This is a genomic window from Pseudoalteromonas obscura (assembly GCF_030135505.1).
Lineage (GTDB): Bacteria > Pseudomonadota > Gammaproteobacteria > Enterobacterales > Alteromonadaceae > Pseudoalteromonas > Pseudoalteromonas obscura.
Genome location: NZ_JASJUT010000009.1, coordinates 128,696 through 145,952, shown reverse-complemented (window position 1 = coordinate 145,952; position 17,257 = coordinate 128,696). Strand labels below are relative to the sequence as shown.

Here is a 17,257-nt window from a genome sequence, read left to right as displayed (position 1 = left end):
TTTACTGAGGAGTAAGCGGGCTCATGATGATCCTTCGCCCAATCCAAAAAAGCGATTATCCAGCGCTTTTGAACATTGCCCAAGAGTCGGGGCATGGTTTTACTTCATTACCTCTAAATGAAGAGTTGTTACAAAACAAGATTGATCGTTCAATGACGTCTTTCAGTAAAGAAACAGATGTGCCATTTGATGAAGGGTATCTGTTCGTGCTTGAAGATTCAGAGACGGGAGAGGTTGTAGGCACCAGTGCTATTGAAGCGGCTGTGGGGCTGGACGACGCGTTTTACCACTATCATTTGAGTAAAGTTATCCATTCTTCTCGCACTTTAAATGTTTATAAAGCAGTGGATATTCTAACGCTGTGTAATGACTATACCGGTGCGACAGAGTTATGTACTCTGTTTTTGAAAGATAAGTACCGCAAAGGCTTAAATGGTAAGCTTTTGTCCAAGTCTCGTTTTATGTTTATTAATCAGCATAAATCACGATTTGCTGAAACGGTCATTGCGGAAATGCGTGGTGTTTCGGACGAGAATGGCAGTAGCCCATTTTGGAAGTGGTTAGAAGAGCACTTCTTTTCGATGGATTTTCCAACCGCAGATTATCTAACTGGTATTGGCCAGAAAGTATTTATCGCAGAGTTGATGCCAAAGTATCCAATCTACGTCAATCTACTGAGTGAAGAAGCGCAAGCCGTTGTTGGTGAGGTGCACGACAATACACGTCCTGCGATTGAGCTTTTGAAAGGCGAAGGTTTTACTTTCAATGGCTATGTCGATATTTTCGATGCGGGTCCTACAGTTGAAGCGAAAGTTGACAATATTCGTACTATTCGTGCAACACAATTTTTCAAAGTGTGTATTTCCAAAGCAGGAACAGAGCACACAAATGGTTCCCCAGTACTTATTGCTAATGATAAACTTGCAGGCTATCGTGCTACGGCAGTTGAGCTTGAAGTGCCACAGAGCGGTGACGAAATCACCATCTCGGCAGAATTGGCAAATGCGCTTCAGGTAACTGAAGGCGACACTGTTAGCATCGCAACTCTTTAATTGGGATAGAATTATGACAACTCATGCAGCACAATTTATCAATGGTAAATGGTCAGCGGGCGAAGGTGCGGAATTTGCATCTATCAACCCGGCAAACAACGAACAAATTTGGTCAGCAAACGCCGCGACAGCGGAGCAAGTTGATGGCGCAGTAAAAGCGGCACGCGAAGCATATTACCTTTGGAGTGACCTAACTTTTGAAGCGCGTTTAGATGTAGTGAAACGTTTTGCCGAGGTTCTGAAAGAAAACAGTGAAGAGCTTGCTATTGCGATCGCAAAAGAAACGGGTAAGCCACTTTGGGAAACGCGTACAGAAGCAGGTGCAATGGTAGGTAAAATTGCCATTTCAGAAAAGGCGTATCACGAGCGTACTGGTGTTGTCGAAAATGCGATGCCAGTAGGTCGTGCAGTGATCCGCCACAAGGCACATGGTGTTGTGGCTGTTTTTGGCCCTTACAACTTCCCAGGTCACTTACCGAATGGTCATATTGTACCTGCACTATTAGCTGGTAACACGGTAGTATTTAAACCGTCTGAAATGACGCCATATGTAGCAGAGTTAACGCTAAAATTATGGGAAAAAGCGGGTCTACCTGCTGGTGTTATTAATCTAGTGCAAGGTGAAGTAGAGACAGGTAAAGCTCTTGCGTCACACAAAGGCATTGATGGGTTATTCTTTACTGGTTCATCTCGCACTGGTCATTTCCTTCACGAGCAGTTTGCCGGTCAGCCAGGTAAAATCTTAGCACTTGAAATGGGTGGTAATAACCCACTTATCGTGAAAGATGTAACCGATACCAAAGCGGTTGTGCACGACATTATCCAATCTGCATTTATTTCTAGCGGCCAGCGTTGTACTTGTGCACGCAAATTATTCTTACCACAAGGTGAGCAAGGCGATGCGATTTTAGAGCAGCTATTACGCGCAACTAAAGCCATCAAGATCGGTAACTTTGATGACGCTGATCAGCCGTTTATGGGGTCAATGATCTCTGCAGCAGCTGCTGCGGGCATGGTTGCTGCACAGCAACAGCTAGTTGAACTAGGCGGCGAGATCTTACTGGAGCTTAAACAAACTCAAGGCACAGGTTTTGTAACGCCAGGTATTATCGAGTGTACAAATGTAACAGACTTCCCTGATGATGAGCACTTTGGTCCTCTACTTAAGGTATTCCGTTATACAGACTTCGATGCAGCTATTGAACTTGCAAATGATACGAGTTTTGGTTTATCTGCGGGTCTATTGAGTGACAATGAAGCTGATTATGATCACTTCTTGCGTCGTATTCGTGCGGGTATTGTAAACTGGAACCGTCCAATCACTGGTGCTTCGAGCGCAGCTCCATTTGGCGGTATTGGTGCTTCAGGTAACCATAGGGCAAGTGCATACTATGCAGCAGATTATTGCGCATATCCGGTTGCTTCTGTAGAACTTGAAAAAGTTACATTACCAGGAAGCTTGAGTCCGGGCCTATCGTTAGATTAAAATTACCTTCATTAGGTAATTCACAATGTTGTTTTGTGCAACGTTGTGATGTGTGAGGTTGGCCTCACGCTTTATTCTTAAAAAAGCAGCATTTGCTGCTTTTTTTATTTTTCTGGGCCGCTCAAAAGTAGCAATCAGATCAAGTTTCTGCTTAAATCAATAGGAGATGTCATTGGTAAACTCAGGTGGGCAATATATGGTTTTAGATAAACAAGGATATGATGAGTTAGTCATGTATCTGACACAAAATTTAGCCTTGTTTGAAAAGCCGGGTGTGGTAAAGCCAAATGCACCTAAGGTCGTCGAATTAATAGAAGACGTAATTGCGGAACATGTAATTCGTTTATGCGAACAACACACTGGCTTATCAACGGAACAGCGTAGCTTGATTGTGCGCGAGGTTGATGGCATTGTATACGACTTACAGGAAGTGCTGTCGAGCGTAGTAGATCAACGTGTTACAGAAGAACAGCAAGAGTTTATCGAAGAGTTTGCTGGGCTGGTGAAGAACTTATTTGATTCAGCCATCCAGTAGTCTTAATCTAATTTATTGTATTTTTAAACACCGCCTGCTGGGCGGTGTTATTCGTTTAGGGAGGTGCTATATGAAAGCAAGTGTGAAGTGGGTTGGAGGTGATACGTTTTTAGGGCTGTCTAACTCAGGGCATAATGTGGTATTTGATGCTGGTGCGGATAGTGCGGCACCCAGTCCCATGGAAATGGTTCTAATGTCAGCTGGTAGCTGCGCTTCTGTGGATGTGGTGAGTATTCTAAAAAAAGCAAAACAAAGCGTACAGAGCGTCGAAGTACAACTAACAGCACAGCGCGCTGACTCAGCGCCTAGAGTATTCACAAAAATCAATCTACACTTTGTAGTTACTGGTGATAACGTGTCGGAAAAGCACCTAGCTCGCGCAGTAAATTTATCTGCTGAAAAGTACTGTTCAGTTGCCTTAATGCTTGAAAAAGCAGTTGAAATTACACATACCCACGAGGTAGTACAAGGCGGATAAAAATAACGCTTTTTAAGCTGCTATTTTTCGTATAAAATCCGCGAACTTTTAGTTCTGCAGTGCAGATTTTCTTGTTTTAAGGTGGGTCTATCGTGAACAAGCCCTTTAATAAAATTAAACTCCATGGCTTTAACAACTTAACAAAGAGTTTAAGCTTTAGTATCTACGATATTTGCTACGCCAAGACTGAGCAACAGCGAAAAGAGTATATCGAATATATCGATGAGCAGTACAGTGCTGATCGCCTAACAGATATTCTTAAAGAAGTGGTTGATATCATAGGTGCCAATGTACTTAATATCGCTCGCCAGGACTATGACCCGCAAGGGGCCAGTGTAACGATTTTAGTATCAGAAGAGCCTGTAGAAGGTACGGTACCCCATTCACAAGAAACACCAGGGCCTTTGCCAGATTCAGTGGTTGCACACTTAGACAAAAGCCACATATGTGTTCATACATATCCTGAAGCACACCCTCACGATGGCATTTGTACATTCCGTGCCGATATTGAGGTATCGACATGTGGTATCATTTCACCTTTGAAAGCACTGAATTTTTTGATCCACTCATTGGAATCTGATGTTGTGACGATCGACTATCGAGTGCGCGGTTTTACGAGAGATGTGAACGGTGTAAAACACTATATTGATCACCCAATTCACTCAATTCAGAATTTTATGACTGAAGATACAAAAGACGCTTACCAAATGGTGGATGTTAATGTGTATCAAGAGAACTTATTCCACACTAAGATGATGCTTAAAGAAACTGATTTGAATACCTATCTATTCGGTATTACAACAGATGAGCTCACTGATGAGGAAGAAGAAGAGATCCGCAATAAATTAAATCGTGAAATTCAAGAAGTCTTTTACGGTAGAAATTTACCTGATCCAGAATAAAGTCAAAAATAACAGTAAAAACGGCGCTTTAAGCGCCGTTTTTTATTAAAGTGTATAGTTAAACGTTAAGCCATATACACGAGGCTCTGCATACTGTACATAAGTATCTGTTGCCCAGCCATTTCTCGGATCATTACCAAATTGGAAGCCACGTACAGGTACATCTCTATCTGCTAAATTTCTGCCCCATGCTGTTAGGCTCCAGCTATCGCTATAATAGGAAACACTGGCGTTGATCAGGTTTTGATTGGGCGCCTGCGAATTATGACTATCAGAGAAGAAGTAGTCATCTTTGCCTTCAAAGCCTAATTGAGCACTGATGTTGTCACTCAAATCATAGGTTAATGAGAAAGCAAACTGATATTTTGGTGATTGCGCTTGTTCTCGGCCATCAAAGTCGTCACCACTGACAGTGATAAAGTCTTCAATCTTAGTGTCTAAGTAGCCTAAGCTGTATTGTAAAGATAGAGCATCAGATAATTGACTCGCACCTTCGATTTCAAGGCCATAATTTTTACCTTTGCCCGCATTGCTAATAAAGCCAGCAAACTGTACACCTTCTAATTGCCACTGCTTAAGCTGCATATCTTCTCTGTGCATATAAAATGCAGTGAGGTGTAATGTATGACGTTTGTCTTTAGATTGGCCTTTAACACCAAACTCGAGATTCCAGAGATACTCTGGATCGAATGTAAAGCCTGATTGAGGGATCGAGATGCCATCATCTTTGGCCTTCGCGAGTGCTTCGCCGTTTACGCCACCCACTTTATAACCGCGGTTTAAACTCGTATAGATCATTGTTTGCGGAACAACTTGGTATTCAAGTGCCACTTTACCACCGACCATGGTGTCATCCGACTCAAGATCAAATGCATTGCTATCTAAGTAATCGCTAGAATAAGACTCTACTCGAAGCCCAGTAACTAACCTGACATCCTCTTGTAGGGCCGTTACTTTGTGCGCAAATATAGCGTGGTTTTGGGTTTCAAAGGTCGATTTGAATTGTGTTGGCATATTTCCAAATTTGCTTCTTTGGCGATCTAAATCGACATCATGTCTGCGGCTGACAACACCAATAACCCAAGACTTATCTTTACTTTTAACTCTGATCTCAGCAGAGCCTCTTTCATGATCGCGCACATAGGCATCAAAGTATTGACCGTAGTACTCAATGTGATCAGGGTGCAAGCCTGCTTCGCATAAAGTTGGCTGCGTTGTATCGGCACAAACCCAGTCTTCGTCATAGCTATATTCGGTATCAGCTTGCAGGCCACTGGTGAGTATTTCAATATCGACGGACGATAAGCCGGTGTAATCGGCTGTCAGTGAGAACGCGTCACTTTGTTGAGTGTCTTTACCTGGCTGGCTAGCAACGCTTTGGCGAGTATTGTCCAAAGTAAAGCCATCATAGCCGTTATCAATATCAATGTGGTGATATACAAACCCGAGGTTTAAATCGTCGCTGGCTGCATAATTCAATTTAAAGCGTGCGACACTTTCATCCAGATCTTGTGTATCGTCGTTGAGATAGATGTTATCGACAAAACCATCGGATTGTTTTTGGTAAAGGCTGGCGCGTGCGGTGATATTCTCTGATAAGCCTGTGCCAACGGCAACGCCTGCTTCGTGAGTTCCATAGTTGGCAGCCCCCAATTTTAGATTGAGACTCGGTGTATCGGTTGGGTTATTTGAGTGAATATCGATGATCCCACCCATGGCATCGGCACCAAATTTAGTCCCTTGAGGACCGCGATAAATAGCTACTTGGTCGGCATCAAACAGCAATGCACTGCCGCCTAATCCTGAATAGTTAATGTTGTCGATTAAAACGCCCACACTAGGCGTAATGGGATCTACAAACTGGGAGCGAAGACCCACACCACGGATCTGCACGAAGCGTCCACGAGAAGCGCCAGCCGTAAAATTAACATTAGCGGCACTATTGAGGATTTCATCTAAATAACTGGCGCCACGTGTGGTAATTTCTGCTTCTCCAAAGACTGATGCACTGGCACTTAATGTTTGAAGTGATTCTTGCTGAAAATCGCCACTAACTTCGATGGTTTCAATGTTATTTGCTGTTGCTGAGGTTTGCTCGTCGGCAGAGCTTGAAAATGCCACCATCAGTCCGAGGGTGAGTAAAGAGAGTTTTAATTTCATTCGTTTATATGTGTCCCGTGTTAGTTGCGCACTAGTTTAGCAAAAGCCCGACCAGATGACTGAATATTTGTGATATAAACTTTTGCAATCAATATAGAGGACGAAATATGACGTTTAAAGTTGACTTTAAAGTAAGAGATTATGAGTGCGATTTGCAGGGGATCGTGAATAACAGTGTGTATTTTAATTATTTGGAACATGCGCGCCATGAGTTCTTGGCATACAAAAACATAGACTTTGCCGCTTTGGCTGAACAAAAAGTCAACTTAGTCGTGATCCGCTCAGAAATGAATTACAAAGGTTCACTGCGACCGGGTGACACATTTTATGTTGAAGTAGAGGTCGAAAAGGTCAGTAAATTAAAATTTGCATTTCATCAAAAAGTAGTAAGAAGCAGCGATGAAAAGCTGATGCTAGATGCGGTTATAACGGGTACATCGGTGAATGAGCGAGGTCGTCCGTTCCTACCTCCGGAAATTGACCTATTATTTTCTTAAAATTTGGCTAGATAGGCAATTTATTACATATTTTTACTGCCTATTATGTGACTCCAAGCGTTATAATTAACACTGATTATCAAACGATTGGTTTACCATGAAAATTTCCTTTTTATTATGCTTTTTGAGTGTGATGTTGATGGGATGCTCAAGTACAGGGACGGTAAACGCAGACACACTCAAATATTCTAGCTGGCAATTTGTACCGAAAGATACAGGGGCCAAACATGAACCTATTCGCATTGAGTTTTTAGATGCGTTTCGGGTAAATGGCTTTGCTGGCTGTAACCGTTTCTTTGGCCAAGGGGAGGTCAAAGAGGGACAACTGTTTGTCAGTGATATAGGCATGACAAGAAAACTATGTGATCCGGCGACAAACGAACACGAGCAAGCATTTTTAAACATGCTGCAAATCGGTGTGCCGCTTCAACATAGTCAAAATGAGCTAGTTTTGCTGGGCGACTCGAAATGGCACTTTAAATTGGTAAAAGGTCACTTTGACTAATGCTGTGACATTCAGTAGACTTTGACTCAATTCGTTACTTGTCGGAGTGCCCTTGTGGGCTGAGATCGCTGTATTGCGGGATCCGTGGACCTGATCAGGTTAATACCTGCGTAGGGAACAAGCTGTCCTAGTGTATCGCCATGTTATGTATGGATACTAAGGCTGCCAAGTTTGTTAGCGTCGTGCTAATAAAACTATCCACCTGTATCACCCAAGTTATAGAGCTGCTTTATGTATCTTATTAGCTTGTGTGGACCCAATCTCTTCCGTTTTGGAATTCTGACAAGACACCTTAACTAACAATGAGGCATGTCATGTCAAATAACAGTAGCAAGTTGTCACGTCGCGAGTCTCGCGAAGCGGCTTCGGAATTTATTTATAACCTCAAGGGTCAACCTTTTCCAAACTCAAAAAAAATCTATGTAGATGGAGAGCAAGAAGGTGTTCGTGTCGGCATGAGAGAAATCTCATTGAATGACTCTTTTGTTGGGGGCACAGAAGAAGAACCGATCTTTGAGAAAAATGAACCGGTCAGGGTATATGATACATCTGGTCCATACACAGACCCTGAATTCACTTTGAATGTGCGCGAAGGCTTACCTAAGTATAGAGAAGACTGGATCGTTAATCGTGACGATACTGAATTATTGAACTCGGTAACCTCAAAGTTCTCTCAGCAGCGTATGGCTGATGAAGGGCTAGATCATATCCGTTTTGAAAACCTACCTAAAATTCGCCGTGCAAAGCCAGGTAAAAATGTGACACAAATGCACTATGCACGTCAGGGCATCATTACGCCGGAAATGGAGTTTGTTGCAATCCGTGAAAATATGGGTCGTGCAAAGATCCGTGAAGAGCTGCTTGCGGAGCAGCATGAGGGGCAATCATTTGGAGCAGAGATCCCTGACTTTATAACACCTGAATTTGTGCGTTCGGAAGTTGCCCGAGGCCGCGCGATTATTCCAAATAATATTAATCACCCTGAGTCTGAGCCAATGATTGTGGGCCGTAACTTTTTAGTTAAAGTGAACGCTAACATTGGTAATTCGTCGGTTACTTCTTCAATTGAAGAGGAAGTGGAAAAACTAGTTTGGTCAACTCGCTGGGGCGCGGACACTGTAATGGATCTATCTACAGGTCGCTATATCCATGAAACGCGTGAATGGGTGGTACGTAACTCACCAGTACCAATTGGTACTGTACCTATTTACCAGGCGCTGGAAAAAGTTAATGGTGTTGCAGAAGACCTTACGTGGGAAATTTTCCGTGATACTTTAATTGAGCAAGCCGAGCAGGGGGTGGATTACTTTACTATTCACGCTGGTGTGTTACTACGCTATGTGCCAATGACTGCGAAACGTGTTACGGGTATTGTATCGCGTGGTGGCTCAATTATGGCTAAGTGGTGTCTTGCACATCACAAAGAAAACTTCCTATATACGCACTTTGAAGACATCTGTGAAATCATGAAGCAGTATGACGTGTGCTTCTCGTTAGGTGATGGTTTACGTCCAGGATCGATTGCCGATGCAAATGATGATGCGCAATTGTCAGAGCTGCGCACCTTGGGTGAACTGACAAAGATTGCATGGGAGCACGATGTTCAGGTATTCATTGAAGGCCCGGGTCACGTTCCTATGCATATGATTAAAGAAAATATGGATGAGCAATTAAAACACTGTCACGAAGCGCCTTTCTATACGCTTGGCCCGCTGACGACTGATATTGCCCCTGGTTATGACCACTTTACATCAGGTATTGGTGCTGCGCAGATCGCTTGGTACGGCACGGCAATGCTATGCTATGTAACACCAAAAGAGCATTTAGGTTTACCAAATAAAGAAGACGTAAAAGAAGGCCTGATCACCTATAAAATTGCTGCACATGCAGCCGATCTTGCAAAAGGTCACCGCGGTGCACAGATCCGTGATAATGCATTATCAAAAGCGCGTTTTGAATTCCGTTGGCACGATCAGTTCAATCTGAGCCTTGATCCGGAACGAGCTCTGTCGTATCACGATGAGACGTTGCCGCAAGAGTCAGGCAAGGTTGCACATTTCTGCTCAATGTGTGGGCCTAAGTTCTGCTCAATGAAGATCACCCAAGATGTGCGAGATTACGCAAAAGATCTTGAAGCACGCGGCATTGATCCAAACAATGTTGGCGATGCAATTGAAATAAAAATGGTTGATGTAGAAGCTGAAATGAAAGCAAAGTCAGAAGAGTTCAAGAGCTCAGGTTCTGAAATCTATCACAAAGCCATTTAACCTTATCGCGCTGCAATCTTTTATTGCAGCGCAAAACAACTGGAATTCTCATGACAGAGTACGGAGCAAAACCGTCCGTTGCTATCGTAGGGTTTGGCTTAGTTGGCAGAGTGGTTGCGTTGGAGTTAATGGCGCAATATCAGCTAACAATTTTTGAAAAAGATCCTCAAGACGCCCAAACTGGCGCGGGTACATTAGCGGCAGCGATGTTGGCACCTTTGGCTGAATCGGTGATTTGCGATCAAGCCCTAGCAGAGCAAGGCTTAAAGAGCATCGCCATGTGGCCAAACTTGCTGGCCAAATTAGACTCTCAAGTATTTTTTCAACAACAAGGCAGTTTGATTGTTGCCCATCAGCAAGATAGAGGCGATCTGCAGAGCTTTCAACAGCGCTTAAAGCCATTAAAGCAACACCGGGCAGAGAGCGTTAATCAGATAGAGATTGCTAAGCTTGAACCTGAACTTGGCAACAAGTTTAGTCAGGGTCTGTTCTTGCCATGTGAAGGTCAACTCGATAACCATGCTTTTTTTACCAGCAGTTATGATACGCTTGTCGCTCGTGGCGTGCAGTTTCACTTTGCTCATGAGGCAAAAATTGAAGCGGGTAAGGTAAACAATCAAGCATTTGACTGGATTATAGATTGCCGAGGTTTTGGCGCTAAGCAGGATAAACCTGAGCTGCGGGGTGTACGCGGTGAGGTAGCGCGGATCTATGCGCCTGAAGTTAAGTTACAGCGCCCTGTTCGATTGATGCACCCAAGATACCCTATCTATATCGCGCCCAAGCCAGATCATCAATTTGTGATAGGTGCAACCGAAATAGAGTCGCAAGATGCGGCTGATATTACGGTGCGCTCTACACTAGAGTTATTGTCGGCAGCATATACGGTGCACAGTGGTTTTGCCGAGGGGCGTGTGATGTCACTTAACGCAGGTTTGAGACCAGCTTTTGTAGATAATCATCCACATATTGATATTCAAGATAATGTAATTTCAATTAATGGATTATATCGACACGGCTATTTACTTGCGCCAGTTGTTGTACAGCAAGCACTTTCAAAGGGGCTATTATGAATCTAACTTATAACGGAGAGGCTATTTGCGTAGATAGCGAACAGTCTTTGCAGCAAATTATTGTCAGTAAAGGGGCGCAACCGCCTTTTGCTGTTGCGTTAAACGGCCAATTTGTACCAGCCGGACAACTATCTGATACTAAGCCCAACAGTGGTGACAGTATTGAAGTGCTTTCACCTATTCAGGGAGGCTAAGTGAGCAATTCAGCGTACGATCAATTGAATATATACGGTGAACATTTTGATAGTCGCCTGCTCATTGGGTCAGCTTTGTATCCGTCACCACAAATTATGCAACAGGCAATACAAAGTTCTGGTGCGGACATAGTGACAGTCTCACTGCGCAGGCAAAACTCAGTATCTGCGGGAGAAGACTTTTGGCAGCTGATCAAGGAAACAGGCCTAAAAGTATTGCCCAATACCGCAGGCTGCCACAGTGTAAAGGAAGTAATAACACTGGCACAGATGTGCCGAGAAGTATTTAAAACCGATTGGATTAAGTTGGAATTAATCGGTGATGAATACAATTTACAGCCTGATCCATTTGGTTTACTTGAGGCTACCGAAATACTCCTAAAAGAGGGGTTTAAAGTACTTCCTTATTGTACTGATGACTTGGTGTTGTGTCAGAGGCTTGCGGATCTCGGCTGTGAAGTACTGATGCCTTGGGGAGCGCCGATTGGCACGGGGAAAGGCTTAATTAACACATATAACCTGAAAACCATACGAGAACGTTTACCAGATCTCACCCTGATTGTCGACGCGGGCTTAGGTGTGCCTTCACACGCCTGTGCAGCTTTGGAGCTTGGCTATGATGCCGTGCTACTAAACAGTGCTGTTGCGGGGGCCGGTGATCCGGTTAGAATGGCAAAAGCATTTTCCCACGCAGTTGAAGCTGGTCGAATGGGCTATGTAGCAAAAGCGATGCCGGAAAAAGAGGTCGCAGCGCCTTCAACCCCAACAATGGGAATGCCTTTTTGGCATCAAAATTAAAGAATTTAGGAGTTAAAGTGTCGAAAGTTGTTTGGAGTATCGCAGGTTCTGACTCGGGAGGTGGGGCAGGTATTCAAGCTGATTTAAAAGCAATGCACAGTTTTGGAGTGCAAGGTTGCACTGCGATAACTGCACTGACTGCGCAAAATAGTTTGGGTGTAGAATCTCTCAACGCGGTATCTACTGACGTGATCGAAGCGCAATTATTGGCGCTTGAATCCGATATGAAAGCGTCAGTCATAAAGATTGGTATGCTTGCTAATGTACAGCAAATTCAGCTTATTGCTGAACATATATCACGCTACAAGCAAAGTTGGGAGACACCACCTACTGTGGTATATGATCCTGTGGCGATTGCGACAAGTGGCGATGCTTTGACTGAAGAAGATACCGTCGATGCACTTAAAACCCACTTACTTCCCTTAGTAGATGTGATAACGCCAAACACGCATGAAACCCAGTTGTTGACAGGTGTGTATTTGATCGGACCTGATGCGGTGCGAGAAGCGGCTGAAAAGTTGCGTGCATTCGGTGTTCAATCTGTGGTGATTAAAGGTGGGCACTGGGATTATCCAAAGGGATATTGTATTGACTATTGCTGGCATCAAGATGAAGAGTATTGGTTGGGGAATGAATCAATAAACACGCCACATACACATGGTACTGGGTGTAGTTTGTCATCTGTGATCGCTGCAAGTTTAGCAAAAGGATATCCGTTAAAGGATGCTTTTATTTTGGGCAAGGCGTATATCAATGCGGGTTTAAAATCTGCGGTACGCTACGGAGAAGGTATTGGGCCGGTGGCACATACCGCATTTCCTCATAACATCGTTGACTATCCACAGGTTATTGAAGCGGGGAGCTGGTTAGGTGATGAACTTGAATTTTATGTGCCAGATAATTACAACTATGCAGCCGGGTTTGCCCCTATTGAGGGAGATTTAGGTTTATATGCCGTTGTTGATACCATTGACTGGGTTGAGCTTTGTTTAAAGCATGACGTTAAAACAGTCCAGCTTCGTATAAAAGATGCGGACTCTCCAACCCTTGAGCAGGATATTGCTAAAGCGATCGAGCTTGGTAACACCTATGGTGGTCGTGTGTTTATCAATGATCATTGGCAACTTGCGATAAAACACGGTGCGTATGGCGTGCACTTGGGACAAGAGGACTTAAATGTTGCGGATTTAAATGCCATTAAACAAGCTGGATTACGTTTAGGCTTATCGACGCATGGTTTTTATGAAATGTTGCGTGCGCATAACTATCGCCCAAGTTATTTGGCCTTTGGTGCTATCTATCCAACTACGACCAAGGATATGACGGGACAAATTCAAGGGTTAGAGAAGCTGCGTCATTTCGTACCATTAATGAAATCGGAGTACCCGACGGTTGCTATTGGCGGGATCGATTTAGGGCGAGCCAGTGAAGTGGCAGACACAGGAGTAGGCAGTGTTGCAGTTGTACGTGCAATTACTGAAGCGAAGTCACCTGAGCAAGCGATTGTCAATCTTAAGCAGGCTATAGGCGAGCCATGAGTGAAGAATTAACCGATAGAGAGCGGCTGAGGTACAGTCGACATATCTTGTTAGATAAAGTCACAGAAGCAGGCCAAATACAGCTCAAATCAGCTCATGTAGCAGTTATTGGTTGCGGCGGGTTAGGTAGTCCTGTTTTATTTTATCTGGCGGCCAGCGGCATCGGTACTTTATCATTTTATGATGATGATAAGGTCGAGTTGTCTAATCTGCAGCGTCAAATCTTGTATAAAGTTAATCATTTGGGTCAAGGCAAAAGTCTTGCTGCTAAAAAAGTGTTGGCAAGTTTGAACAATGATATTCAACTCAATCCATATAATCTTCGCCTCTCCAAAGATAACATTGAAGCGCAATTAAAAGAGGTTGATTGGGTTGTGGATTGTAGTGACAACTTCGCCACACGATATTTACTCAATCAATATTGCTTTGATAATGGCAAGGTGTTGATCTCGGGGGCGGCGCAAGCTACTAGTGGTCAGTTTGGCTTTTTTGATTACCGTGAGCAGAGTGCATGTTACGCATGTTTATTTCCTGAAACAGAGCAGAGTCGTGAAGGTCTTAACTGCCAAAATGCAGGGGTGATGAGCCCGTTGCTGGGTATGGTTGGTTCAATGCAAGCACAAGCTGTGTGTAACGCGATATTAGGTTTGCAAAAAGGAGAGAGCTTTTTTGTGAGCATTGATGCATTAACACTTATGCAAAGGCGGTTTGCTTTAGCGAAAGACCCTGCATGTAAAGTGTGTAACTAATCAATTTACGCAAAGTGCAGGCTAAGATGCATGAAAAGGCCCAGAGTGGGCCTTTTACGTTTGTTATTGATTGATGGTCGCAAATGGCGTGCCCATTCTTGTCACTGTCTCTGGTTGCTGGTCTGCCAAAAACTCAGCTTTATCTGCACCCCAAGATAAAATCACCGTTGAGCCTAGTTTAAAGCGTCCCATTTCGTCGCCTTTTTTGAGTTTAATTGCCTGAGGCCCTTCGCTCGGGTAATCCCAACTAAAGATGTCTTTGCCCGCTGGTGGAGTTACTGTACCAGCCCAGATTGTTTCGATGCTCGCTACGATGGTCGCACCAACAAGCACCATAGACAGAGGACCGATCTCAGTATCAAAAATTGCTACGACCCGCTCATTTCTAGCAAAAAGGTTCGGGACATTTTGTGCTGTTAATGGATTTACGGAGAACAGATCTCCAGGCACATAAATCATTTTTTTAAGTACGCCATCTACTGGCATATGGATTCGGTGGTAGTCTTTCGGCGCCAAATAGATGGTCGCGAATTTGCCACCAAGGAACGGAGCGACGTCTTGTTCATTGCCCCCTAGCAGGGTTTGAAGACTATAGTCATGGCCCTTTGCTTGGATAATTTGGCCATCAACTACATCACCTAACTGGCTGATAGCCCCATCCACAGGATGCGCGATGATATGATCTTCAGTGGCCAATGGACGGATCCCTGGCTTCAGAGGGCGAGTAAAAAACTCATTGAAGGTCTTATAATGCGCAGGATCTTCGTACAATGCCTCACTCATATCAATCTTATACTGTTTGATAAACAGCTTGATCAATTGAGTTGTCAGTGCGCCGGCTTGGGCTGCGGCAAGCTTCCCCACTAAACGTGACACCGCGTGTTTAGGCAGAGCATATTGCATTGCAATTTTTATTTTATCCAAGTTCACATTATTTTCCTGAAGTATCTTGCCAAGAGCGTACCCGCTGCCTTTGGCATTATTTAATTTAACTATCTAAATCCGATGATGGATAATATCAAACTCTGGGTGCACGTGCACCTGCGCGGCCATCAGCCATTGATTCTAAGATACGGTGGTAGCTGTCAAAACGCAGTTCACTGATTGCACCTTGCTCTACGGCTTCAGTGATCAAGCAGCCTGGATCATTTAAGTGCTTGCAATCTCTGAAGCGACATCCACCGATAAATTCTCTAAATTCCTTAAAGCACCAAGTGACGCGTTCTACTTCTAAATGCCATAAGCCAAACTCTCTGATCCCTGGGCTATCAATGAGGTTGCCGCCGGTAGGCAGGTGATGGAGCTTTGACACAGTGGTAGTATGTTGCCCAAGACCACTATTTTCGGAGACTTCCTGCGTGAGTATATCAGCGTCGGGTAAAACGGTATTGACCAGAGTGGATTTACCGACACCTGATTGTCCGACAAAAATATTATTCTTGTCTTTTAATAAATCTTTCAGCTCATCAATACCTTCACCAGACTTGTTACTAACAAGTAGCACGCGATAGCCCAAATCACGATAGATATCGAGTACCTCATCGACATACTCTAGGCCTTCTTGATCAAGTAAATCAATTTTATTGAGCAGTAATATGGGCTCAATACCCATGTCTTCACAGGCAACTAAATACCTATCAATAATTTGAGGTGTAAATTCGGGCACGACCGCTGAAACCATTAATATTTGGTCAATATTGGCTGCGACCACCTTCACGCCATCGTAAAAATCTGGACGGGTGAGCTGAGAGCGTCTTTCTTCAACAGCTTCAATAACGCCAGCTAAATCTCCCTCGCTTACTTTTGCGCGGCGGAAAATAACATTGTCACCGCATACAAGGCTACCGACGGTGCGACGGATGTTGCAACGCAGCACATCGCCTCCTTCGACTTCAACATCTGCATGTTGGCCAAAACGGCTTACAACAATCGCTGGCTCGGTTGGTCCGAGGTTGTCTGACTGCCAATGTAATTCAGCAGTTTCACTGTGTTTGGCCTTAGCCAAACGTTTTTGTTGGTTGGCCTTAATCCGTCTGGATTGGCCTTGACTGAGTTTTTTACGTTTTGCCATATCTATAAACTCACGAGACGAATTATTGCGAATGATTGGTGTATAAGCCATTCATAGGCTATAACTCAATAAAAATGCCCCGCTTTGTAAAAAAAAGCTTTTGGTCGAGTGATGAAGCTAATATGATATATCTAATTGCATTGGATCTAAAGGAAAGTACCGTTAAGGTAATGTATGTCTTTTCATGAATCAAACTTGGTCTGGCTCGACCTAGAGATGACAGGGCTAGAACCTAAAACAGATAAAATTCTCGAAATTGCAACTGTGATAACAGATTGCGATTTAAATGTGCTTGCTGAAGGTCCAGTGATCGCGATTCATCAAAGTGATGAGTTGCTTGATAATATGGATGAGTGGTGTACCAATCAACATGGCCGCTCAGGGTTAACAGCCCGCTGTAAAGCGAGTACTTTAAGCGAAGCAGACGCGATAGCACAAACTCTCGACTTCTTGAAGCAGTGGGTACCACCTGGCAAATCACCAATGTGTGGCAACTCTATTGGCCAAGACCGTCGTTTCCTTCACAAGTATATGCCAGAACTTGAAGCATACTTCCATTATCGCAACCTTGACGTGAGCACAATTAAAGAGCTTGCAAGGCGTTGGCGACCAGAACTTTTAAATGATATCAAAAAGAAAAGCTCGCATTTAGCGTTGGACGATATCAAAGACTCCATTATGGAGTTGAAGGTTTATCAAGAAAAATTCTTCAATTTATAAAAAAAGCTTGCAAAGCATTTTGTATCTTGTAGAATCCTGCCCCGCTTGAAACGACAAGCTCTTAAGGCTAAGAGCGAGTTGATTAAGCGGGTTTTGTTCAAAATATCTGAGCAAACTATGAAGCGGCACTAGCTCAGCTGGTAGAGCGCGACCTTGCCAAGGTCGAGGTCACGAGTTCGAACCTCGTGTGCCGCTCCAACAAAAAAGTCTTATTAAATAATAAGCAAATGTG

Annotated in this window: 17 protein-coding genes, 1 tRNA gene and 1 riboswitch; of the genes, 15 read left to right on the top strand and 3 right to left on the bottom strand. The window is 43.8% G+C overall.

Translation table 11 applies throughout. The annotated features are described in order from the left end of the window. The first annotated feature begins 23 nt into the window (after positions 1-23). The 5 genes from astA (at position 24) to speD (ending at position 4,453) form a co-directional block, all read left to right on the top strand. Positions 24-1,052 (top strand): arginine N-succinyltransferase, encoded by a 1,029-nt coding sequence (astA, locus tag QNM18_RS18895; protein ID WP_211012974.1) that lies wholly within the window; start codon positions 24-26, stop codon positions 1,050-1,052. Between the two features lie 13 nt (positions 1,053-1,065). Beyond that, on the top strand, positions 1,066-2,538 hold the full coding sequence (gene astD, locus QNM18_RS18890; protein WP_284138123.1) for a succinylglutamate-semialdehyde dehydrogenase: 1,473 nt from the start codon (positions 1,066-1,068) through the stop codon (positions 2,536-2,538). Positions 2,539-2,734: 196 nt separating this feature from the next. Beyond that, positions 2,735-3,073, top strand: a complete 339-nt coding sequence (locus QNM18_RS18885; protein ID WP_172642397.1) for a DUF3802 family protein — start codon at positions 2,735-2,737, stop codon at positions 3,071-3,073. Positions 3,074-3,143: 70 nt separating this feature from the next. Beyond that, positions 3,144-3,551, top strand: coding sequence for an OsmC family protein (locus QNM18_RS18880; protein ID WP_211012976.1), 408 nt, complete (start codon positions 3,144-3,146; stop codon positions 3,549-3,551). 92 nt (positions 3,552-3,643) lie between these two features. Then, on the top strand, positions 3,644-4,453 hold the full coding sequence (gene speD / locus QNM18_RS18875) for an adenosylmethionine decarboxylase (RefSeq protein WP_211012977.1): 810 nt from the start codon (positions 3,644-3,646) through the stop codon (positions 4,451-4,453). A gap of 45 nt (positions 4,454-4,498) precedes the next feature. On the opposite strand, the gene QNM18_RS18870 is transcribed toward speD, so the two are convergent. Further along, the gene (locus QNM18_RS18870; RefSeq protein ID WP_284138122.1) at positions 4,499-6,613 is read right to left on the bottom strand and encodes a TonB-dependent receptor; all 2,115 of its coding nucleotides are present in this window, start codon (positions 6,611-6,613) and stop codon (positions 4,499-4,501) included. A 107-nt stretch (positions 6,614-6,720) separates the two neighbouring features. Here QNM18_RS18870 and QNM18_RS18865 point away from each other — a divergent pair, with 107 nt between their 5' ends. The 8 genes from QNM18_RS18865 (at position 6,721) to QNM18_RS18830 (ending at position 14,234) form a co-directional block, all read left to right on the top strand. Further along, positions 6,721-7,110, top strand: coding sequence for an acyl-CoA thioesterase (locus QNM18_RS18865; protein WP_211012979.1), 390 nt, complete (start codon positions 6,721-6,723; stop codon positions 7,108-7,110). Positions 7,111-7,207: 97 nt separating this feature from the next. Next, the gene (locus QNM18_RS18860; RefSeq protein WP_284138121.1) at positions 7,208-7,615 is read left to right on the top strand and encodes an META domain-containing protein; all 408 of its coding nucleotides are present in this window, start codon (positions 7,208-7,210) and stop codon (positions 7,613-7,615) included. 32 nt (positions 7,616-7,647) lie between these two features. Continuing rightward, positions 7,648-7,749: riboswitch (TPP riboswitch) on the top strand. A 180-nt stretch (positions 7,750-7,929) separates the two neighbouring features. Continuing rightward, entirely contained in the window at positions 7,930-9,882 is a 1,953-nt protein-coding gene (gene thiC, locus QNM18_RS18855; protein ID WP_247687540.1) for a phosphomethylpyrimidine synthase ThiC, read from the top strand. A gap of 50 nt (positions 9,883-9,932) precedes the next feature. Then, the gene (locus QNM18_RS18850; RefSeq protein WP_284138120.1) at positions 9,933-10,955 is read left to right on the top strand and encodes an FAD-dependent oxidoreductase; all 1,023 of its coding nucleotides are present in this window, start codon (positions 9,933-9,935) and stop codon (positions 10,953-10,955) included. Next, positions 10,952-11,149, top strand: coding sequence for a sulfur carrier protein ThiS (gene thiS, locus QNM18_RS18845; RefSeq protein WP_211012982.1), 198 nt, complete (start codon positions 10,952-10,954; stop codon positions 11,147-11,149). Before QNM18_RS18850 ends, thiS begins: the two co-directional genes overlap by 4 nt. Next, on the top strand, positions 11,150-11,947 hold the full coding sequence (locus QNM18_RS18840) for a thiazole synthase (RefSeq protein ID WP_284138119.1): 798 nt from the start codon (positions 11,150-11,152) through the stop codon (positions 11,945-11,947). Between the two features lie 17 nt (positions 11,948-11,964). Then, positions 11,965-13,485: a bifunctional hydroxymethylpyrimidine kinase/phosphomethylpyrimidine kinase gene (thiD, locus tag QNM18_RS18835; protein ID WP_284138118.1), complete on the top strand. Its 1,521-nt coding sequence runs from the start codon at positions 11,965-11,967 to the stop codon at positions 13,483-13,485. Beyond that, complete coding sequence (locus QNM18_RS18830) at positions 13,482-14,234, top strand: HesA/MoeB/ThiF family protein (protein ID WP_023397745.1); 753 nt, start codon at positions 13,482-13,484, stop codon at positions 14,232-14,234. The genes thiD and QNM18_RS18830 overlap by 4 nt, the downstream gene beginning before the upstream one ends. Positions 14,235-14,297: 63 nt before the next feature. On the opposite strand, the gene asd is transcribed toward QNM18_RS18830, so the two are convergent. Both asd and rsgA read right to left on the bottom strand, forming a co-directional pair. Continuing rightward, the gene (asd, locus tag QNM18_RS18825; RefSeq protein ID WP_211012985.1) at positions 14,298-15,164 is read right to left on the bottom strand and encodes an archaetidylserine decarboxylase; all 867 of its coding nucleotides are present in this window, start codon (positions 15,162-15,164) and stop codon (positions 14,298-14,300) included. 88 nt (positions 15,165-15,252) lie between these two features. Continuing rightward, entirely contained in the window at positions 15,253-16,305 is a 1,053-nt protein-coding gene (gene rsgA / locus QNM18_RS18820; RefSeq protein WP_284138173.1) for a small ribosomal subunit biogenesis GTPase RsgA, read from the bottom strand. Positions 16,306-16,479: 174 nt separating this feature from the next. On the opposite strand from rsgA, the gene orn reads away from it, so the two are divergent. Beyond that, positions 16,480-17,025 (top strand): oligoribonuclease, encoded by a 546-nt coding sequence (gene orn / locus QNM18_RS18815; RefSeq protein ID WP_211012986.1) that lies wholly within the window; start codon positions 16,480-16,482, stop codon positions 17,023-17,025. Between the two features lie 122 nt (positions 17,026-17,147). Further along, positions 17,148-17,223, top strand: a tRNA-Gly gene (locus tag QNM18_RS18810). Positions 17,224-17,257 lie beyond the last annotated feature (34 nt).